We start from the raw sequence: 19,469 nt of genomic DNA, 5'->3' as shown, positions 1-19,469 counted from the left end.
CCTAGGGCTTGCGACGCGCAGCCGATTTCTGCGCCGACGCCTTGGTCTTGGCCAGGAGCCGCATCAGCTCGCGCACATCCTTGGGCGTCAGGTCAGCAAAGAGATCGGCGATCCAGGTCTCGTGCTCCGCGGCCATCCTGCGAAATTCGGCACGGCCGAGCTTTGTGAGGCGGATCACTTGGACGCGGCGGTCGGTCTCCGAGGTGCGGCGGTCGAGATGTCCGGATTCCACGAGGCGTTCAACCAGACCGGTGACGTTGCCGTTGGACACCATCATCCGCTTTGAGACATCCGACAGCGTCATGCCGTCGGGCGCCTTGTCGAGCTGCGCCATCAGATCGAAGCGTGGCAGCGTGACATCGAAGCGCTGCCGCAGCCGGCCGCGAACCTCGCCTTCGATCAGGGTCGTACAGGTGAGCAGACGCAACCACAGCCGGAGCTCTTCGGCATGGTCCTCCGGCGTTTCGACGGCCTTGGTCTCGGAATCGAGCATTTCGATGAGCCAATCACGGCCGGCATTGGCGCCGGCCCGGATTCCCAACGTTTTGAGCTTCAAATAAATCGACGCCGGCCGCAAGCCCAAAGCTGCAACAATCGACCGCACGCGAATTTCTTTAGGCTTCAAATAATTGGCGCGCCGTTTGCATGCACCGCTGCCCGCACGATGACGGCGCCTTGAGCTTGGCTTGCCGCGAGCGCCGTCATCGGCATAAGCTTGGGTCGGAGTACGCAGCCTGCAGCGCAGGCGCAATCGTTACGGGGGATCAATCATGAAGACGCAACTGACCTTGACCGCAGCCGCATTTCTTCTCGGCACCGCGATGAGCCCTGCCCTCGCGCAGGAGAAGATCAAGCTGGGCGTGATCGTGACCCTCTCCGGACCCGCCGCCGCGCTTGGTCAGCAGGTTCGCGATGGCTTTGCGCTCGCGGTGAAGGATCTCGGCAGCAAGATGGGGGGTCGTGATGTCGAAGTGGTCGTGGTCGACGACGAGCTCAAGCCCGATGCGGCTGTGACCAAGGTCAAGGGTCTGCTTGAGCGCGACAAGGTCGACTTCGTGGTCGGACCGATCTTCTCCAACATCCTTCAGGCGATCCACCGGCCGGTCACGGAATCCAAGACCTTCCTGATCAGCCCCAATGCAGGTCCTTCGACATTCGCCGGCAAGGACTGCAACCCGTTCTTCTATGTGACGTCTTATCAGAACGACCAGGTCCACGAGGTCCTCGGCAAGGTCGCGCAGGATCGCGGCTACAAGCGGATGTATCTGATGGTGCCGAACTATCAGGCCGGCAAGGATTCGGTTGCCGGCTTCAAGCTCGACTACAAGGGTGAGATTGTCGACGAATCCTACATGCCGCTCAACACGCTGGATTTCCAGCCGGAGCTTTCCAAAATCTCGGCGCAAAAGCCCGATGCTCTCTTCACGTTCATGCCGGGCGGCCTCGGCGTCAACCTCGTCAAGCAGTACAAGCAGGCGGGCCTCGCCGACAGCATCCCGGTACTCTCGGCCTTTACGGTGGATGAATCGACCCTGCCGGCACAGCAGGATGCGGCCGTCGGCATGTTCGGCGGCGCGAACTGGGCACCCAATCTCGAGAATCCACAGAACAAGAAGTTCGTCGCCGCCTACGAGGCCGCCTATAACAGCGTGCCTGGCACCTATGCCATGCAGGGGTATGACGCTGCGATGCTGATCGACAGCGCGGTCAAGGGCGTGAAGGGCGACCTCTCCAACAAGGAGGCCGTCGGGACAGCCCTGAAGAAGGCGGACTTCACGTCGCTGCGCGGGTCGTTCAAGTTCAACACCAACGGTTATCCGATCCAGGATTTTTACCTGACCAAGGTCGCCAAGCGTCCGGACGGCAAGTTCCAGACCGAGATCGTTCAGAAAGTTTTTGAGAATTACGGCGATCGTTACGCCAAGGAGTGCAAGGCGGCGAACTAAGGCCGCGCATCGCGTCAAGGGAGGATTATCATGAAGAGCGAAATCACCGGCATCACGCGGGCCAACGAGGGCATCCAGGGCATTTCCTGGAATATCCTGGGCCAGACCTATGTGCCGAAGAGCAACAGCGAGAACAGCTTCTCCTGGCATGCGACATTGCCGCCGGGCACATTCGTGCCGCCGCACATTCATCCTGACCAGGACGAATATCTCTACATGCTGGAGGGTAAGCTCGACTTCGTGCTCGGCAATTCAGAGGCGCAGGCAACCCCCGGAGACCTGATCCGGCTCGGCATGGGCGTGCCGCACGGCATCTTCAACAAGTCGGACCAAACCGCAAAAGTGCTGTTCTGGGTGTCTCCGACCAAGAAGCTGTTCGACCTGTTCTGGGGCCTTCACAACATGAAGGAACAGAAGCCGGAGGACGTGGTGGCGATGGCCGCCGAGTTCAACATCCACTTTTTGCCACCGCCTCCCGGCGCTGGCTAGGAGCGTGACCCCGGAAAAGTGTGAAACGGTTTTCCGGAAGGGTCGCGCTCAATCAAAACAACTTCAGGCGCGCACTGCCGCCAGTCCCGGCACGGCGGCGAAGCCCGCTTTGCTGGCGTAGCCCCGCACGATGGCCTCGCGCTGGGAATAGCTCAGGACGTTATCGACGTTGTCAAAACCGTCGGGCGCCAACTGCTCGACGGCGTCGATAACGCCCTCGGGGCCGCCGCGGCGATTGGAGCGAACGATATCCGCTGTCATAGGCAGGCGTTTCTTCTCGTATTCCATCAACGCCTGACGCGGATGCTCGGCCCGCACCAACGCGTCCGCGAGGCAGCGCGCGTCAAGGATCGCCTGGGAGGCGCCGTTGGAGCCGACCGGATACATGGGATGCGCGGCATCGCCGAGCAGCGTGATGCGTCCAGACGACCAATAGGGCAAGGGATCGCGGTCGCAGGTCGGATATTCATAGAACTCCGGCGTCGCCGAAATCAGGCTCTTCACGTCGATGTAGGGCACCGAGAAGCGCGCGACGTGAGGCATCAGCTCCTCACGCCGGCCCGGCCGTGACCAGTCTTCCTTCCGCGGCGGCGGCGCATTGCCCTCGCCCAGCTTCACCAGCACCGCCCAATTGGTCAGACGGCTCGCCGGGCTCGATCCCTCGGCGATTGGATAGACGACCACCTTGGCATTGAGGCCACCGGCCACGATCATCGATTTGCCGGTGAGGAACAGCGGCCAATCGCGCGCACCGCGCCACAGCATCAGGCCGTTCCAGCACGGCGGTCCCTCGTTCGGAAACAACGTGTCGCGCACGCGCGAATGGATACCGTCGGCGCCGATCAGGATATCGCCGCGCGCGGTGTGGATATGCGCACCCGCGCGATCGAAGAAATATGCGGTAACACCGCTCTCGTCCTGAGTGAAGGCGCCGAGCCGGCAGCCGGTGTGAATCGCTTCGGATCCGAGCCTCTCCTCGACGGCGCGATGGATGACGCCTTGGAGGCGGCCGCGATGAATCGAGAATTGCGGCACGTCGTGGCCGGCGTCGACGCCGCGCGCTTCGCGCCAGACCTCCTGACCGTGGCGGTTGAGGTAGTACAGCTGATCGGTACGGATTGCGACGTCGTCAAGCTTTTGCAGCAGGCCAAGACTGGCGAGCTCGCGCATGGCGTGTGGCAGGGTGTTGATGCCGACGCCGAGTTCGCGGATCGTATCGGATTGCTCGAAAATCTCGCACCCAATGCCGCGAGCCCGCAGCATCAAAGCCGTGGTGAGACCACCGATACCGCCACCGACGATAATCGCCTTCATCGCCCTCTACTCCACTCGATACACAGGCAACCGGGTTAACGTCGCACGGCCGGTCACCCTGCGGCAAGCGGCTTTGTGGCCTCCGCCTCGACCTCGGCCACCGTCTTGGGCTTAGCCTTAATTGCGGTCGAAACTGCCACTCAATCGCCCCTGAAGACCGGCTTGACCTTGTTGGCGAAGGCATGAAAGGCGCGCTCAAAATCGGCCGTCGTCATGCACAGGGCCTGGGCAACGGCCTCCGCTTCGATAGCCTCCTCCACCGACATCGCCCATTCCATCGCCAGCATGCGCTTGGTCATTGTGTTGCCGAAAGTCGGCCCTTCCGCCACCTGCTTGGCGAGCAGCTGCGCCTGGGAGAGTACCTGCTCAGGCGTCACGATGCGGCTGAAGAAGCCCCACCGCTCGCCCTCCTCCGCAGTCATGAAGCGGCCAGTGTAGAGCAACTCGGAGGCGCGCGACTGACCGATGATCCGCGGCAGGATCGCGCAGGCGCCCATGTCACAGCCGGCAAGGCCGACCTTGTTGAACAGGAACGCCACCTTGGCTCCGCTCGCAGCGAGCCGCATGTCCGACGCCATGGCAATGATCGCGCCGGCACCGGCGCAGATGCCTTCGACCGCGGCCACGATCGGTTGCGGGCAGGCCCGCATCGCTTTAACCAGATCGCCTGTCATCCGCGTGAAGGCGGTCAGCCCCTTTGTATCCATCTTCACCAGTGGGCCGATGATCTCGAACACGTCGCCGCCGGAAGAGAAATTACCGCCCGCGCCGGTGACGACGATGGACTTGACCGCGTCGTCAAACGCGCACGCGCGAAAGAAATCCGTCAGTTCGCGATAGCTCTCGAATGTCAGCGGATTCTTCCGCTCCGGACGGTTGAGTGTTACGGTGGCAACGCCCTCAACGACAGCCAGTAGGAAATGTTGCGGCGAATAGTCCGCAAGTGGTACGGTGACGGGATTGGCTGGTCTGCTCATGCGATCTCCTTGGCTTCCTTGTTCCGCACCTACCACGACGCTAAATTTCGCCACCGGCGACCGCAATCGCCTGCCCGGTGATCGCACCGGCATGCTCGCTACATAGCCACAGCACGGCATTCGCTACTTCCTGCGGCGTGATCAGGCGCCCCTGCGGATTGTGCTTCGCGAGCTCGGCGATCGCCTGCTCGCGGGTTCGCCCGGTCTTCCTCATGATGTTGTCGATGCTGCCAGCGACAAGATCCGTATCCGTGAAACCGGGGCACACAGCATTCACGGTCACGTTGCTGGCAGCCATTTCCAGTGCAAGCGAGCGCACGAGACCGACCACGGCGTGCTTGGCCGCCGTATACGCGCTCACATAGGCATAACCCTTGAGCCCCGCTGTCGATGCAATCGCGACGATACGCCCGTAAGGACGATCCTTCATGCCGGGCAACACAGCACTGACGGCATGGACAACGCCCATGAAATTGACATCCATCATACGCGCAAAAAGTGCACTGTCCGATTTCGCGAACGGCGCGGATTCGGCGCTGCCGGCATTCGCGATGAGAATATCAATCGGCTTTCGCGCATGCGCTGCGGCGATGGCTGCCCTCAGCGCAGCTTCATCCGAGACGTCCGCAACGGCGGCATGATGCGCGGCACCGGCTTTGATCGCTTCCTCGAGAGAAGCAGCATTCCGGCCAAGCACTGTCACGGTGGCACCAGCGCCAACCAGAGCGGCGGCAATCGCGCGGCCGATGCCGCGACCGCCTCCGGTCACCAGCGCGGTCGGCGAATGCGGCAACCCGGACATGCGTTGGCTCCCTAGGATCTGCTGATCGTTTCTCCGATATATTTTAACCTTCAAATTTTTGCAACGAAAGCGCCGATCGATGTAGCGCATACCGTTACGCGGGCGATCGGCCCGAAAATTGCTTTAAGTATAAAATTATCTCTTCCCATCCCCCACAGGCCTGTTAGCATCACCGGGGCAAGCCAAAGGATGTCGCGTGTGCAGCCTTCGCCAATGATAACAAAGGATGGACGCTTCGCCTATGAAGCCGCTGGCGATCCGGGCGCAACACCCCTGATCTTCCTGCATGGCATCGGTGGTGCGGCGCGGGCCTGGCGGCAACAGCTTTCGACATTTGGCAATCGTTACCGCGCGATCGCGTGGGACATGCCGGGCTATGGCGGATCGGCGCCGCTCCCCAGCGTCAGCATCGCTGCCCTGGCCGAAGCGCTCCAGCAATTCATCGAGCAGCTCGGTGCGACAAAGCCCATTCTGGTCGGCCATTCGATCGGCGGCATGATCGTCCAGAAATGGCTGGTGCAATCGCCAAAACTGGCGCGCGCGGTGGTTCTGGCACAGACAAGCCCGGCCTTCGGCAAAGCCGACGGCGACTGGCAAAAGTCGTTCATCGCGGCACGGCTGGGCCCACTTGATCGCGGCGAGACAATGAAGTCGCTGGCACCTTCATTGGTAAAGGAGCTCGTCGGCGACGATCCTGATCCCAGGGGAATGGAGCTGGCGCGCGAATGCATGGGAAGCGTCCCGGAGGCGAGCTATCGCGCTATGATGTTGGCGCTAATCGGGTTCGATCAGCGCAGCACGCTCAAAGATATATCCGTCCCGACGCTGCTGCTGTCTGGTTCGAAGGATAACAACGCCCCGGCGCCAATGATGGCGAAAACGGCGACCTACATCCCAGCGGCAGAATATGTCGAGCTCCACGGCGTTGGCCATCTCGCCAACCTTGAACGTCCCGATGCCTTCGACCAGGCTCTCGGCAGCTTCGTCGATTCCATCGCTGCAAAACGGATAGTTGCGCCATGACCATGCAAGTCAGCAAGACGATCGGCGCAACCGACAAGGTCGCGCTGGATGCACCGATCTTCGATCCCGTGGCGTTCCGACTGAGCGACGAGCAGGCCAGCATCATTACCCGGGCGCGTGAGATCGGCCAGAGCGTGTTCGCCGGTCGCGCCGCCGCCTACGATCGCGAGGCGGCCTTTCCGACCGAGAACTATCGCGACCTGCATCGCGTCGGTCTGCTCGGCATCGCTGTGCCAAAGAAGCACGGCGGCCTGGGCGCGAACTACCAGACGTACGCGCTGGCGGCCGCCGAGATCGGGCGCTATTGCGGCGCAACCGCGCTGACCTGGAACATGCACGTCTGTTCGACGCTGTGGTCGGGCCCTTTGGCCGATGATCTCGACATGGACGCGGAGACCCGCGCGGAGCACGAGCGCCGACGGGCGGTTCACTACAAACGCATCGTCGAGGACGGCGCGATCTATTCGCAACCATTCTCGGAGGGCGGCGCGGCAGCTGCCGGCGGCGTTGCGTTCGGCACAGAAGCAAGGCCCGTCGCAGGCGGCTGGATCGTCAACGGCAAGAAGATCTTTGCATCGCTCTCCGGCCATGCCGACTATTACGGCGTGCTCTGCACCGAGATGGAGGAAGGCGAAAAGGCATCGCGCCGCAATACGCTTTACCTCGCGATATCAGCGAAGTCACAGGGAGTTTCCGTCGTCGGCGATTGGGATCCCCTCGGCATGCGCGGCACGGTCTCGCGAACGCTCCTGTTCAAGGAGGTCTTTGTTCCGGAAGATGCCGCGCTAATGCCGCGCGGCGTCTATTTCCAGGCGGCGATGCGCTGGCCGCACATGTTCCTGACGCTGTCACCGACCTATATGGGCCTTGCACAAGCCGCCTATGATTTCACCCTGCGCTATCTGCGTGGCGAGGTGCCGGGCATGCCGCCGGTCAAGCGCCGGATGTACCCGACCAAGCAGATTGCGGTCGCTCAAATGCAGATCAAGCTCGAGCAGATCAAGGGAATCTGGTTCCAGGCCGTCACCGAAGCGCGTGCCAATCCGAGCAAGGAGCAGGTGCTGCGCGCCTATGCCGCGCAATATTCGGTGATGGAAGGCGCCAATGAACTCGCGGCGCTCGCGATCCGCACCTGCGGCGGTCAGGCCATGCTCCGCTCCCTGCCGCTGGAGCGTATCTATCGCGACAGCCGCTGTGGCTCGCTGATGCTCCCCTGGACGGCCGAGCTCTGTCTCGACCGGATCGGCCGTGAGGCGCTGTACGAGGCTGGCGAAACGGACGACTAACGGTGGACCTCTGCAGCCTAATCGATCGCAATGCGGCGTTCGCGCCAGACAAGACGGCCATTGCCTTCGAGGGGCGGCGGCTGAGCTACGCGGCGTTCGCCCGTCGGATTGAACGAACGGCAACAGCCCTGAAGCAGGAGTTCAGCGTCGGGCGCGGCGACCGCGTTGCGATCCTGAGCCTTAATCGGCCGGACTATCTGGTCCTGCTCTACGCTTGTGCTCGGCTCGGCGCGATGCTGGTCCCGCTGAACTGGCGGTTGGCGGTCGCTGAGCAGCTGTTCATTCTCACCGATTCCGGCGCCAAAGTGCTGGTGCTCGAGCAGGCATTTGAAGACGTTCTTCCTGAACTTGCGCCGGGGACAGCCGTCGTCGGCCTCGATTTTACACCGCCCCGCGGCAAGACCTACGAAAGCTTGCTGGCTGGCAGCGAGGGCAGCGCACGTAACCCGCACACCGATCTCTCCTGTCCGCTGCTGATCGTCTACACCTCAGGGACGACGGGACGGCCGAAAGGCGCGGTGCTGCGTCAGGAGGCGCTGTTCTGGAACGGGGTCATGAGCCAGCATATGCACAACATGACATCGGACGATCATGTGCTGACGGTGCTTCCGTTCTTCCATGTCGGTGGGCTCAACATCCAGACGACGGCGGCACTTCAGCTTGGCGCGACGGTTACGATCCACGCCCGCTTCACGCCGGACACGGCGCTTGCGGCCATTGAACGGGAGCGACCGACCTTGACGGTCATGGTGCCCACGATTCTCCAAGCCGTCAGCGAGCATCCTGCGTGGGCCACGACCGATCTCTCCTCGCTGAATGCCGTTGCCACAGGGTCAACCATCGTGCCGCCGCACCTGATCGATCGCTTCGTTACGCGGGGCGTCCCGGTGCTGCAGGTCTACGGCTCGACTGAAACCTGTCCTATCGCGGTCTACACCCGCTTGGGCGGCGACCTGTCGCGCTCCGGATCAACCGGACTTGCCGGCCTCTGCTGCGATGCGAAGGTGATCGATCAGGCCGGCAACGAGGTCCCTGCGGGTACGCCGGGTGAAATCGCAGTGCGCGGGCCGAACGTGTTCTTCGAATATTGGGGCAATGCGGACGCGACGCGCGATGCGCTCCACGACGGCTGGTATCGCACCGGCGATATCGGCCTGTGCGACACCGACGGCTACTTCTGGGTCCGCGACCGCAAGAAGAATACGATCATCTCCGGCGGCGAGAACATCTATCCGGCCGAGGTTGAGCGGGTCCTGCTCGAACATCCCGATGTCAGTGAATGCGCGGTAATCGGAAGGCCGGACCCGCGCTGGGACGAAGTGCCCATCGCTTATGTCATCCGACGATCCGGCTGCCGTCTCGAAGCAGACGAGCTGAAAGCGCACGTTCAGACACAGCTTGCTCGCTACAAGGTTCCACGCGACATCGTTTTCGTCGCCGATTTGCCGCGCACGGCGCTTGGCAAGGTTCAGCATTTTCTGCTGAAACAACTTGATGCGCAGTCGCGCGCGCAGGGAGAAGCATCTTGAAGATCGCGGTTCTGGGTGGGGGAAACGGCTCTTTCGCGGCCGCGGGCGATTTTGCGCTGTCGGGACACGAGGTTCGGCTTTGGCGCCGCGACGCGGAGCAGGTCGAGGCACACCTTGTCGCGGGATCTCGCATCCTGGTGAAGGACCACAACGGTCGCCACGACGTGAAGCTGGCGCTGGTGACCACCAATATCGCCGAAGCCGTCAGTGACGTCGAGCTGGTCGTGTGTCCTGCCCCCGCCTTCGCGCAGCAGGATATCGCCCGGCTCCTTGCGCCACACCTCCGTGACGGCCAGGTGGTTTTCCTGCCACCCGCGACATTTGGCTCGATGATCTTCGCGCAGGCCGCACGCGACGCAGGCAACCGCGCCGAAGCAAGCTTCGCCGAAACCGGCACCCTGCCCTGGCTCACCCGCAAGCACGGACCATTCGAGGTCGCGATCACCATCCGTGCGAAGCGGCTGCCGGTCGGCGTATTCCCACTCGATCAGGCCCCGCATGCGCTCGAGGTCATCGGGCGCGCCTTCCCCGACGTGATCGAGCCCTGCGGCGACGCGCTGTCCGGCGCCCTGATGAATGCAGGCTGCATCATTCATCCGCCGCTGATCGTGATGAACGCGGGCCCGATCGAGCATTTTGAACGGTGGGACATCCATAAGGAGGGCACCCAAGCTGCGATCCGGCGCGTGACCGACGCCCTCGATGCCGAGCGGATTGCAGTGCGCGAGGCGCTGGGATATGGCGCCCCGCATTTCCCTCTCGCTCACCACTATGCGCGGGAAGGCGAGATCTGGATGTATGGCCGGGGTTCGCACGATCGCCTGACCGATTCCGGCGATTGGCGCGAGCGGATCGTGCTGACCGAGCACCGCTACATGCGCGAGGATTTACGGCTTGGGCTATCGCTGCTGGTGTCCGTCGCTAAGCTGGCGGGCGTCGCCACACCGCTTGCCAAGGCATTCCTCGCCATCGGCGGCGCAATCTGCGACGAAGATTTTGAGCAAACTGGCCGAACGCTGGAGACCTTGGGACTTGGCCAGCTTCACAGAGCTGAATTGCAGACGCTGCTTCGTGAGGGATTCTGATCGATGAGCAGCCGCGCCAATATTGCCTGTCTCGGAGCCGGTCGCATGGGGCGCGGCATTGCCGTTGCGTTTGCCTATGCGGGACACACGGTCACGATGGTCGACATCAAAGCCCGTTCGGCAGAGGAGTTCGCCAAGCTGGAGGCTGATGCGCTCGGCGAAATCAGCAAGACGTTTGCCAGCCTGTCCAAGCTCGGACTGCTGACCGAGGCGAACGTTGATCCGCTGATCGCGCGGGTCTCGGTGGTGCCGGCCAGCCGGAGTGGCACCGCCCTTTCCGAGGCGGGAATCATCTTCGAAGGGGTTCCTGAGGTGGTCGAGCTCAAGCGCGAAGTGCTGGGGACGGTTTCAAAACAAATCGGCCCGGACACAATCATTGCCTCGACCACGTCGACCATCCTTGTCGACGATCTGTCGGGCGCTATCGTAAATCCGCGCCGCTTCCTCAACGTGCATTGGCTGAATCCGGCCTATTTAATCCCGCTGGTAGAAGTGTCGCCCGGCAAAGCCACTGACGTTGCCGTCATCGACGAGGTCAAAACGTTGCTCGAAGGGATAGGCAAGGTGCCAGTGGTTTGCGCAGCGACACCCGGCTTCATCGTTCCGCGCATCCAGGCGCTAGCGATGAACGAAGCCGCCCGCATGGTCGAGGAAGGCGTCGCCAGTGCCGAGGAGATCGACAAGGCGATCCGCTACGGTTTCGGCTTCCGCTATGCCGTGCTCGGGCTGCTCGAATTCATCGACTGGGGCGGCGGGGATATTCTGTACTACGCCAGCCGATATCTCGAAGGCGCGCTCGGCAGCGACCGCTATCGCGCGCCAGACGTCATTTCGCGCAACATGCATGAAGGCCGGATCGGGCTGCGCACCGGCGCAGGCTTCCTCGACTATTCCGACATGGACGTCGATGCCTATCGCACAAAACGGCTCCAGGCCATGGTTGATCTGCTCCGGCACTTCGACCTGGCCCGCCCACCGGTGCTCGACCGCAACTAGCCGAAGACGTCCTGAAGCACGCCTTCGCGAACAACTGCCACGCCATCGAGCTCGATGGTCGTCCCCATCATCGGTAGATCGAAATGGCCCGCAGTGTAACGTCCGGCAAACTCGTTCGCGCCCGTCGAGAATAGGAAGTTGCCGGAGACAGCGCGAATCTCCGTGCCATTGGTGTCACGCTGGTCGTACATCGAGAGCGCCTCGTAGCGCGCGGCCGGATTCATGCCAAAACCGACATGTGAGACGGCATAGGCCTCCCGATCACCCCAGGCGGCGAGATAGGCGCGCATCATCGCGGCATCCGTGCCGTAGCCTTCCAGCTCGACGACGTAATCATCCTTTAAGGTCATCTTCACCGGTGACGTCAGGTAGCGCTTGAAGGTGAGATTGATATCGCCGGGCGCCATCACCAGCGTGCCGTTGATCGCCCCGCTCTTGGGAAAGCTGACGACGATGCCGCCCGGCCAATGCGCCAGCGTGCCGGGCTTGTCCGTCCAACCCCAGACGCCAACCGTGGAAGCGCCCACCATGTCCACATCAAGGGCCGTGCCGGCTTTTGACGTGACCCGCATTCGCTTGCTTGCGCGCAGCATCTTCGCGGCCGCGCGAACGCGCTTCTCCAGCGCCAGATCCGGAACCATGCGCTCCAGCGCCTCGGGATGCTCGTTGGAGATCACCAGAATGCGCGCGCCGGCCTTCAGAATTTCGGGCGTCTCCACCGCGTGCATCAGGCCCTCGATGGTGCAGTCCACCACGAAGCCAGCCTGCTGAAGCGCGCTGATGACAGGACCCAGCTTTTGGATCGCTTCGCTCGCTCCGGTCGAACGGACCGGAACGATGTTCCGGTTACGTGGCGTCGGCATCACGACGTGGAACGGCCTCGCTCCCATCCGCAGCAAGGCCAGCTCCGCCAGGTGCACATTCAATGCTCGTGACTGGGTCTCCGAGAGGATCGCCGCGGTATCGCCGGACTTGACGGCGCAACGTTCAAAGATCTCGCAAAACGCGTCGATCCATTTTGCCTCGATGCGATCAGCCAGCATGGTTCACTCCCGGTCTTCTGCTTTTGTTCGTCAGGTCACGCTTCGGGGAAGCCTCGCAAGAGATACGATCGCACCGCGCCTAACAACGCATTGAGGATCAACCCAAGCAGCGAGATCGTGATCAGCGGCACGAACATGTCGACCGCTTGGAAGGTGCGGGCCGCCGTCACAAGGGCATGGCCCAAGCCGTCCGTCGACGTGATCATCTCGGCCAGAAACACCACGATGCAGGAAATAACAAGGCCGATTCGGCATCCAGTCAGGATCGATGGCATCGCCGCCGGCAACACCACCTTGAACAGGATTTTATAGCGCGGCGTTCCCGCCGCCATGGCGGACCAGATCAACTTCTGCTCGACGGTTGACGCACCGTAATACGTCGAGAGCAAAATCGGGAAGAGTGCGTCCGCCGCGACCAAGGTGATCTTCGATCCGTGGCCGAAACCCAGCAGCAACAGCAGCGCCGGGTAGAGCGCGACCTTCGGCAACGGTGCCAACACGCGCACGATCGGCCGAACCACGGCATTGATCGCGGGACTTGCGGCAGCCGCGATGCCGATGCTGACGCCGAGGACGACCGCAATCGCGAATCCAGCAAACAGCCGGATCAACGTCGCTGCGACTTCCTGCTGAAACGCCCATGTCACGAGCTGCTCGAGCAGCCGCGTGAAGACGAAGCCCGGCGCCGGCAACAAAACCGCCGGAGCGAAGCCGAACGTCACCAGGGCCTGCCATAGCGCGACCACCAGCACAATCGGCGCGAGCCCTAAGATAGCGTTCGCAGAACGTGACATCATGAGAAGCTCAGCGGCATGTCGAATTGAGGCTCGGACCAGCGCACAAGCCCCGCACGAACCCGCTCGAAAACAGCATCGAGACAAATGCCCATCGCTCCGACGACGATGATCATCGCGTAAACCGTATCGTACTGTCCCATGTCGAGCGCGTTGAACAGGATGTTCCCTGCCCCCGACTGGCGCGCAATCATCTCGCTTGTGATCATGGTGATCAACGCCAGCACCAGGCCGGTCCGGCACCCGGTTAGAATTTCCGGGAGCGCGGCCGGGAGCACGATCCGGACCAGACGTTGCAAGGCCGACAGCCCCATCGCCGCGCCCGACCACAGCATCTTCTCCTCGACGGCCTTGGCGCCTTCAAAACTGTGATAGATCACCGGCAGGCTGACACCGAGAAAGATCACGAGAATCTTCGTAGCTTCGCCAACGCCAAGCCACAGCATGATGATCGGCATCAGAGCTGCCTTCGGAACAGGATAGATCACCATCAAGAGTGGATTGAAGAAGGATGCGACGGCCCGACTACGGCCCATCAACAGGCCTAGTGGAATCGAAACCAGCACGGCGATGCCGAACCCGATCGCCATGCGGCGGAGCGAGGCCAGGATATTGATCAGAGATTCCTTGTCACCGAGGATATCCGGGACCGCGCGGATCGCCTCGAGCGCCGTCGGGAAGCTGTCGTTCTTCAAGCCGAGCGAAGCGACCTGCCAAGCCGCCAATAATCCAATGCAAGCCAGCACCGGCGCAGCACGTCTCGCCACGGCAGCCGGCGATATCATAAAAGCGAACCGGCATGGTCGCTTTCATCGAACATGCGCTCGATGTCGACGACGTATTTTTGATACCGTGGATCGAGCAACAGCTCGTTGCGGCGCCGCGGCCGCGGCAGATCGATATCGATAACCTCCCTGATGCGACCGGGAGACTTCGACATCATCACGACCTTGTCTGAAAGGAAGACCGCTTCGTCGACCGAGTGGGTGACGAACAGCACCGTCTTGCGGTCGCGCTCCCAGATGTTCAGGAGATCGTTCTGAAGGCGCGTCCGGGTATGAGCGTCGAGCGCGCCGAACGGCTCGTCCATCAATAGTACCTCCGGGTGGTAGGCCAGTGTCCGTGCCAGCGCGACGCGCTGCTTCATGCCGCCCGACAACTCCTTCGGGTAGAAGTTTTCATAGCCCTTGAGCCCGACCATCTCGATCAGCGCGCGGCTCTGTGCATCTGCCTCGGTGGCACTTACCCCCTGCTGACGAGGACCGTACATCACATTGCCCAGCACCGTCTTCCAGGGAAACAGCGCGAACTCCTGGAACACTGGCCCGCGATCCGGCCCCGGCCCCGTGATGGCCTGTCCCTTCATCTTCGCCGCGCCGCTGGTTGGGCTGACGAAACCACCGACGATATAAAGCAGCGTCGACTTGCCACAGCCTGAGGGACCAAGGATGGAGACGAACGCTCCCTCCTCGATCGTCAAGGAGATGTCCGATAGTGCCAAATGATCCTTGCGCGCCGAGGTCTGAAAGACCTGCGAGACGCGGTCAATCTCGATGATCGCAGATGCCGGCTTTTGTGACTTCACCGGTTTCACCCAGTCGCTCGATCTCGAAGGCACTACCTTCATCCCGCCTCTCGCTTCACTCACGCGCGAACGTCACGCCACCGATCTACTGAATGTCTCCGTCAGCCGCATGAGCTTAGCAAGAAACCTGCCAAACCAGTCGTCATTTCGCGCGCGCGGGACGCCTCAATCGAACCATGGCCACTCCGCGGGTCCTTCGTGCGTGACTGCGCCGCCCGGCGCCTGACCGACCAGTCGCGCATATTTTGCGAGCGCACCAGCACGATGACGAGGCGGGCGCTGCTTCCAATCGCGTCGTCGCGCCGCGAGTTCCTGTTCATCGACCAGCAGGTCCATGCGACGGCCAGCGGCATCAATCCGGATCTTGTCGCCGTCGCGGACCAGCGCCAGCGGGCCACCAACAAACGCTTCCGGCGAGACATAACCGATGCACATGCCACGCGTGGCACCGGAAAACCGCCCATCCGTGATCAAGGCAACCTTCTCGCCCATGCCCTGGCCATAGATCAGCGCTGTCACGCCGAGCATCTCGCGCATGCCGGGACCGCCGACCGGCCCTTCGTTGCGGATCACAAGGACCTCGCCAGCCTTGTAGCTGCGGTCGCGAACCGCGGCGACGCAAGCCTCTTCATCCTCGAAGACGCGCGCCACGCCTTCGAAGAGTTGACTCTTCAAACCTGCAACCTTGATGACGGCGCCATCGGGGCAAAGACTACCCTTCAGCACCGCAACACCGCCGTCGGGCATGATCGGCGCGCGGGCCGCATAAACGACCTCCCCGTCGGGGGCATTGGCCGTCCTATATTCTTCCGCAAGCGTATGGCCCGTGATGGTCAGGCAACCTCCATCGATATGCCCACTCTGGATCAATTCGCGGATCACGACGGCCGCGCCACCAATGTCGTAGACGTCCTTTGCAGTGTATTTGCCGCCGGGCCGCAGGTTTCCGATCAGCGGCGTCCGAGCAAAGACCTCGCCGACATCATCGATCGTGAAGGCGATGCCGGCCTCGTTTGCGATCGCCGGCAAATGCAGCGTGGCATTGGTCGAGCCACCTGTCGCAGCAACGATCGCCGCGCCGTTCTCCAGGGATTTCCGTGTCACGACGTCGCGCGGCAGCGGCCCGCCACGTTCGAGCATCTCCATGATCAATCGCCCCGCGCGACGAGAGATCTGCGCGCGCTCAGCATAGACGCCAGGCACCATCGACACGTTGGGAATGGTCAGGCCCATAGCCTCCGACACCATCCCCATGGTGTTCGCAGTGAACTGACCGGCGCAGGCGCCGATCGTCGGCAGGCAGGCGCGCTCGATCCGTTCGAGCGTCGCGCCGTCGATCTCGCCCGTCATGAAGCTGCCGACAGCCTCGTAGGAATCGAGGACGGTCAGCGTCCGTCCATTCAGGCGACCCGGCAGCGAACTGCCGCCATAGATGAAGATGGAAGGCACGTTGCAGCGAACCATTCCCATCATCACGCCCGGAAGCGTCTTGTCGCATCCGCCGTATCCGATCAGCGCATCATAGGCGAGACCATGAACGACAGCCTCGATGGAGTCGGCGATCAGCTCACGTGAAAACAGGGAGAATTTCATCCCCTCGTGATTCATGCTGATGCCGTCTGACACCGAGACGGTCGAGAATTCGCGCGGCGTCCCGCCGGCTTCCTCGATCCCGGTCTTGGCCGCAGCCACCTGGAAATCATGGGTCATATTGCAGGGCGTCTGCTCGCCCTTCATGCTGACAATGCCCACCATCGGCTTTGCAATGGCCGCGTCGTCCAGCCCCATGGCGCGCATGAAGGCGCGGTGCGGCGCCCGGTCGAGCCCGTCAGTGGTAATCCGTGATCGCAGCTTCTTCATGCTTGCATCATCTCGATGCAATGTCCCGCATGTGGCGGGGCACTGCGACTTCGTTCATCTTGCGAACCGCTCTATCGCTTATTGCAGCGGCGCGACGATGGTCGGGTGCCTGAACTGCGCGACATCCAGTTTTGGCAGCATTCCCGTGTCCGCATAAATGTCCAGCATCTTCTGGATCGCAGGGAAGTTCGGTGCCGCACCGGGATCGCGACCGAAATCGTTGTCCTTGAGCAGGTAAGTATCGAGCACTGGAACGGGCGCCTTCAGCACCTCGGACACCACCTTCAGGGTCTCTTCGCGGTTCGCGAGCGCCTTCTTCATACCCGACGTGATGTCGCGGACATAGGTCTTCACCAGTTCTGGGTTCTTGTCGACGAAATCGGCACGGCAGGCCTCTAGGATATGCACGATGTTCGGCATCGCCTGCGACAGCGAGAACAGCTTACGCGTACCGCCCTTCGCCTCAGCCCGTGCTGCAAACGGCTGATTCATGTTGACCGCATCGACCCGGCCCTGGCGCAGCGCATCCTCCGAGACGGCAAAACCGACCTCGACCAGCTTGATATCCTTGGCGGGATCGACGCCGTTCTGCTTCAGAAGCAGGTTGAACGGGCCTTGCGTGCCGCCGCCGATCACGGAAATACCAACCGTCTTGCCCTTAAGGTCCGCAATCGTCTTGATCGGCGAGTCATTCATCACCGCCCAGTAGACCGAGAAGCCACCGGGCTTCTCGAAGACGTGCTGCGCCACGATATAGGCCTTGAGGTTGCCGCCGACCACGCCGTTAGCCAGCGACAGCGGCGCCTGCGTCGCGCAATCCAGTGCGCCGGCCGCCAGTGCCTGCGTCATCGGAGCGGTGCCCTGAAATTGGGTCCACTCGATATTGTAGGTCTTGCCGATATCGGGAAACTCGGCCGGCCTACGCATCATCCAGTATTTGGATTCCTCGGCCGGGATCGTCCAGCCCACGCGGATCGTCTGCTGCGCTCGTGCGGGGCTTGCGCCCGCAATCATGGCTGCCATAGCCCCTATCGCCAGCGTCAACCTCGAAACTGCCCGCATCGTGCCCACTCCGTTGCTCCGGCGCCGACCGACGCCACCCAACCCGACCGGCCCAAATGTTTCATGGTTCAAACAATCAGGCAAGCCATGCAAGCCGGCACGGTTTCGCCGCGACATCCGTTGTGTATGGTGCGGCAGCGGTCGCGCGCCATTGCGCTGCGGCAGGAGGAGGCAACCTATGGCTGCTGCGAGCAAGGCAAACCCGCAAGGCGTCGAGAGGCTCGGCTATCTCGGCCTGGGACTGATGGGAACGCCGATGACCCGGCGCCTGCTCGAGGCCGGCTATCACGTCAGCGTCTGGAACCGTTCTGAGGGCAAGGTCGCGCCGCTTGTCGAGGCCGGCGCCAACCGCGCGAGCACGCCGCGTGACCTCCTGACGAACTCCGACATCGTTTTTATGTGCGTGACCGACGCCGCCGCCGTCGAAGAGGTGATCTTCGGACCGGAGGGGCTCGCTGCGGCTCCCGGGGCAGGCAAGCTCGTGGTCGATTTTTCGTCGATCCATCCCGACGCCGCGCGCGAGCTTGCGGCGCGATTGAAAGCTGCGAACGGCGCAAACTGGATCGATGCGCCGGTGTCCGGTGGCACCAAGGGTGCCGAAGAAGGCACGCTTGCCATCATGGCTGGAGGAGAGACCTCTGATATCGAGCGGGCACGGCCTTATGTGCTGGCCATGGCGCGCAGGTTCACCCACATGGGTCCGACCGGCGCCGGCCAAACCACGAAACTCTGCAACCAGGTGATCGTCGGATGCGCGATGACCGTGCTTGCGGAGGCAACGCGCCTTGCCTCGAACGCGGGAATTGACGCGAGCCGGCTGCCGGAGGCGCTCGCTGGCGGCTTTGCGGATTCGATCCCGCTTCAGCTCTTCGTACCGCGCATGGTCCAGGGCATTCACTCACCCCCGCTCGGGCACATTGCAACGATGCTGAAGGATCTCGACACGGTCGCCGATGTCGCGCAAGCAACATCGACGCCGGTGCCAATGGCGACCCTCGCGGGTCAGATCTTCAGGCTGGCAAAGGCTGCACGCGGCGCAGACGCCGACGCTCTGGAAATCTACAAGCTTTCGGCGGCGGACCGTTGAACTGACCAGCGTCCCTGAATCGCACTATGGCGTCTTCTTGCGCGCGTCGTCGGCCAAGAATCGGCCATAAGTCCCTCGCGCGAACAGCAGAGGCTCTCGTGCGTTGTAGGCATAGGCCTCGACCGCGCCGAGAAAGATCACGTGATCGCCACCATAATAGCGATTGACGGATCGACACTGAAAACTTGCCACACTTTCGGCCAGCACGGGCGCATTGCCGAGGCCCGGCGTCCAGTCCACACCGGCGAACTTGTCTTCCGACGACTTGGCAAACTTGTCCGCAAGCGCCTGCTGCGAGGTGCCCAACACATGCACCGTGAAATGGGTGGCGTTTTGAAACACGGTCAGGCTCGATGAATAGACGCCAAGGCTCCAGAGAACCAAAGGAGGATTCAAGGAGACCGAGGCGAACGAGTTGCAGGTGATGCCATACGGCTTTCCATCAGCGGCTGTAGCCGTGATGATGGTTACACCCGTTCCGTAGGTGCCGAGCGCGTTGCGGAAATCACGCGGGTCGATCGGCGAGTTGTCGCTCGCGAACTCGTTGGCGGGATCGGAGGCGGCCGGATGCTTTGGCTGGTCATTCATCGG

Annotated in this window: 19 protein-coding genes; 8 read left to right on the top strand and 11 right to left on the bottom strand. The window is 62.3% G+C overall.

All coding sequences use genetic code 11. The annotated features are described in order from the left end of the window. Window position 1: 1 nt before the first annotated feature. The gene (locus XI06_RS32350) at window positions 2–493 is read right to left on the bottom strand and encodes a MarR family winged helix-turn-helix transcriptional regulator (RefSeq protein ID WP_128954804.1); all 492 of its coding nucleotides are present in this window, start codon (window positions 491–493) and stop codon (window positions 2–4) included. Between the two features lie 277 nt (window positions 494–770). Here XI06_RS32350 and XI06_RS32345 point away from each other — a divergent pair, with 277 nt between their 5' ends. Beyond that, a complete protein-coding gene (locus tag XI06_RS32345; RefSeq protein WP_271607232.1) occupies window positions 771–1,946 on the top strand; it encodes an ABC transporter substrate-binding protein in 1,176 nt (391 codons plus the stop codon). Between the two features lie 30 nt (window positions 1,947–1,976). Then, on the top strand, window positions 1,977–2,435 hold the full coding sequence (locus tag XI06_RS32340) for a cupin domain-containing protein (RefSeq protein ID WP_128950646.1): 459 nt from the start codon (window positions 1,977–1,979) through the stop codon (window positions 2,433–2,435). Window positions 2,436–2,498: 63 nt separating this feature from the next. Here the strand turns inward: XI06_RS32340 and XI06_RS32335 are convergent, their stop codons facing one another. The 3 genes from XI06_RS32335 to XI06_RS32325 all read right to left on the bottom strand — a co-directional run bounded on the left by XI06_RS32335 (window position 2,499) and on the right by XI06_RS32325 (window position 5,528). After that, window positions 2,499–3,749, bottom strand: a complete 1,251-nt coding sequence (locus XI06_RS32335; protein ID WP_271607231.1) for a flavin-dependent oxidoreductase — start codon at window positions 3,747–3,749, stop codon at window positions 2,499–2,501. Between the two features lie 140 nt (window positions 3,750–3,889). After that, the gene (locus tag XI06_RS32330; RefSeq protein ID WP_237866836.1) at window positions 3,890–4,726 is read right to left on the bottom strand and encodes an enoyl-CoA hydratase family protein; all 837 of its coding nucleotides are present in this window, start codon (window positions 4,724–4,726) and stop codon (window positions 3,890–3,892) included. A gap of 40 nt (window positions 4,727–4,766) precedes the next feature. Next, a complete protein-coding gene (locus XI06_RS32325) occupies window positions 4,767–5,528 on the bottom strand; it encodes an SDR family NAD(P)-dependent oxidoreductase (RefSeq protein ID WP_237873013.1) in 762 nt (253 codons plus the stop codon). Between the two features lie 213 nt (window positions 5,529–5,741). On the opposite strand from XI06_RS32325, the gene XI06_RS32320 reads away from it, so the two are divergent. From XI06_RS32320 to XI06_RS32300, 5 genes are read left to right on the top strand one after another with little or no spacing between them, the layout of a single operon-like run. After that, complete coding sequence (locus XI06_RS32320) at window positions 5,742–6,551, top strand: alpha/beta fold hydrolase (RefSeq protein WP_237872906.1); 810 nt, start codon at window positions 5,742–5,744, stop codon at window positions 6,549–6,551. Continuing rightward, window positions 6,548–7,837 carry an acyl-CoA dehydrogenase family protein gene (locus XI06_RS32315; protein ID WP_237872907.1) on the top strand — a complete coding sequence of 430 codons (1,290 nt, stop codon included), beginning with the start codon at window positions 6,548–6,550 and terminating at the stop codon, window positions 7,835–7,837. The genes XI06_RS32320 and XI06_RS32315 overlap by 4 nt, the downstream gene beginning before the upstream one ends. Before the next feature lie 2 nt (window positions 7,838–7,839). Beyond that, window positions 7,840–9,366, top strand: coding sequence for a class I adenylate-forming enzyme family protein (locus tag XI06_RS32310; protein ID WP_237872908.1), 1,527 nt, complete (start codon window positions 7,840–7,842; stop codon window positions 9,364–9,366). Next, entirely contained in the window at window positions 9,363–10,451 is a 1,089-nt protein-coding gene (locus XI06_RS32305; protein WP_237872910.1) for an NAD/NADP-dependent octopine/nopaline dehydrogenase family protein, read from the top strand. The genes XI06_RS32310 and XI06_RS32305 overlap by 4 nt, the downstream gene beginning before the upstream one ends. Window positions 10,452–10,454: 3 nt before the next feature. Continuing rightward, complete coding sequence (locus XI06_RS32300) at window positions 10,455–11,447, top strand: 3-hydroxybutyryl-CoA dehydrogenase (RefSeq protein ID WP_237872911.1); 993 nt, start codon at window positions 10,455–10,457, stop codon at window positions 11,445–11,447. Here XI06_RS32300 and XI06_RS32295 read toward each other — a convergent pair. From XI06_RS32295 to XI06_RS32270, 6 genes are all read right to left on the bottom strand, one after another. Further along, complete coding sequence (locus XI06_RS32295; RefSeq protein WP_271607230.1) at window positions 11,444–12,490, bottom strand: peptidase M29; 1,047 nt, start codon at window positions 12,488–12,490, stop codon at window positions 11,444–11,446. The genes XI06_RS32300 and XI06_RS32295 overlap by 4 nt on opposite strands. A 35-nt stretch (window positions 12,491–12,525) precedes the next feature. Continuing rightward, a complete protein-coding gene (locus tag XI06_RS32290; RefSeq protein WP_237872915.1) occupies window positions 12,526–13,287 on the bottom strand; it encodes an ABC transporter permease in 762 nt (253 codons plus the stop codon). Continuing rightward, window positions 13,284–14,069, bottom strand: a complete 786-nt coding sequence (locus tag XI06_RS32285; protein WP_237872916.1) for an ABC transporter permease — start codon at window positions 14,067–14,069, stop codon at window positions 13,284–13,286. The genes XI06_RS32290 and XI06_RS32285 overlap by 4 nt, the downstream gene beginning before the upstream one ends. Continuing rightward, entirely contained in the window at window positions 14,066–14,911 is an 846-nt protein-coding gene (locus XI06_RS32280; RefSeq protein ID WP_271607229.1) for an ABC transporter ATP-binding protein, read from the bottom strand. Before XI06_RS32280 ends, XI06_RS32285 begins: the two co-directional genes overlap by 4 nt. A gap of 123 nt (window positions 14,912–15,034) precedes the next feature. Continuing rightward, window positions 15,035–16,729, bottom strand: coding sequence for a dihydroxy-acid dehydratase (ilvD, locus tag XI06_RS32275; protein ID WP_271607228.1), 1,695 nt, complete (start codon window positions 16,727–16,729; stop codon window positions 15,035–15,037). 78 nt (window positions 16,730–16,807) lie between these two features. Continuing rightward, on the bottom strand, window positions 16,808–17,791 hold the full coding sequence (locus XI06_RS32270) for an ABC transporter substrate-binding protein (RefSeq protein WP_237866847.1): 984 nt from the start codon (window positions 17,789–17,791) through the stop codon (window positions 16,808–16,810). A 178-nt stretch (window positions 17,792–17,969) separates the two neighbouring features. On the opposite strand from XI06_RS32270, the gene XI06_RS32265 reads away from it, so the two are divergent. Further along, a complete protein-coding gene (locus XI06_RS32265; protein ID WP_237866848.1) occupies window positions 17,970–18,878 on the top strand; it encodes an NAD(P)-dependent oxidoreductase in 909 nt (302 codons plus the stop codon). 24 nt (window positions 18,879–18,902) lie between these two features. Here XI06_RS32265 and XI06_RS32260 read toward each other — a convergent pair whose 3' ends face one another. Further along, the gene (locus XI06_RS32260; protein WP_271607227.1) at window positions 18,903–19,466 is read right to left on the bottom strand and encodes a flavin reductase family protein; all 564 of its coding nucleotides are present in this window, start codon (window positions 19,464–19,466) and stop codon (window positions 18,903–18,905) included. Window positions 19,467–19,469 lie beyond the last annotated feature (3 nt).

Source organism: Bradyrhizobium sp. CCBAU 11434 (genome assembly GCF_028128895.1).
Lineage (GTDB): Bacteria > Pseudomonadota > Alphaproteobacteria > Rhizobiales > Xanthobacteraceae > Bradyrhizobium > Bradyrhizobium zhengyangense.
This window is presented reverse-complemented; position numbering and strand designations above follow the sequence as displayed.

What these genes read in the sequence shown, in the direction of transcription:
- XI06_RS32350 (WP_128954804.1), bottom strand. Translation starts at nt 493, where the DNA reads ATGCTCGATTCCGAGACCAAGGCCGTCGAAACGCCGGAGGACCATGCC.
- XI06_RS32345 (WP_271607232.1), top strand. Translation starts at nt 771, where the DNA reads ATGAAGACGCAACTGACCTTGACCGCAGCCGCATTTCTTCTCGGCACC.
- XI06_RS32340 (WP_128950646.1), top strand. Translation starts at nt 1,977, where the DNA reads ATGAAGAGCGAAATCACCGGCATCACGCGGGCCAACGAGGGCATCCAG.
- XI06_RS32335 (WP_271607231.1), bottom strand. Translation starts at nt 3,749, where the DNA reads ATGAAGGCGATTATCGTCGGTGGCGGTATCGGTGGTCTCACCACGGCT.
- XI06_RS32330 (WP_237866836.1), bottom strand. Translation starts at nt 4,726, where the DNA reads ATGAGCAGACCAGCCAATCCCGTCACCGTACCACTTGCGGACTATTCG.
- XI06_RS32325 (WP_237873013.1), bottom strand. Translation starts at nt 5,528, where the DNA reads ATGTCCGGGTTGCCGCATTCGCCGACCGCGCTGGTGACCGGAGGCGGT.
- XI06_RS32320 (WP_237872906.1), top strand. Translation starts at nt 5,742, where the DNA reads ATGATAACAAAGGATGGACGCTTCGCCTATGAAGCCGCTGGCGATCCG.
- XI06_RS32315 (WP_237872907.1), top strand. Translation starts at nt 6,548, where the DNA reads ATGACCATGCAAGTCAGCAAGACGATCGGCGCAACCGACAAGGTCGCG.
- XI06_RS32300 (WP_237872911.1), top strand. Translation starts at nt 10,455, where the DNA reads ATGAGCAGCCGCGCCAATATTGCCTGTCTCGGAGCCGGTCGCATGGGG.
- XI06_RS32295 (WP_271607230.1), bottom strand. Translation starts at nt 12,490, where the DNA reads ATGCTGGCTGATCGCATCGAGGCAAAATGGATCGACGCGTTTTGCGAG.
- XI06_RS32290 (WP_237872915.1), bottom strand. Translation starts at nt 13,287, where the DNA reads ATGATGTCACGTTCTGCGAACGCTATCTTAGGGCTCGCGCCGATTGTG.
- XI06_RS32285 (WP_237872916.1), bottom strand. Translation starts at nt 14,069, where the DNA reads ATGATATCGCCGGCTGCCGTGGCGAGACGTGCTGCGCCGGTGCTGGCT.
- XI06_RS32280 (WP_271607229.1), bottom strand. Translation starts at nt 14,911, where the DNA reads ATGAAGGTAGTGCCTTCGAGATCGAGCGACTGGGTGAAACCGGTGAAG.
- ilvD (WP_271607228.1), bottom strand. Translation starts at nt 16,729, where the DNA reads ATGAAGAAGCTGCGATCACGGATTACCACTGACGGGCTCGACCGGGCG.
- XI06_RS32270 (WP_237866847.1), bottom strand. Translation starts at nt 17,791, where the DNA reads ATGCGGGCAGTTTCGAGGTTGACGCTGGCGATAGGGGCTATGGCAGCC.
- XI06_RS32265 (WP_237866848.1), top strand. Translation starts at nt 17,970, where the DNA reads ATGGCTGCTGCGAGCAAGGCAAACCCGCAAGGCGTCGAGAGGCTCGGC.
- XI06_RS32260 (WP_271607227.1), bottom strand. Translation starts at nt 19,466, where the DNA reads ATGAATGACCAGCCAAAGCATCCGGCCGCCTCCGATCCCGCCAACGAG.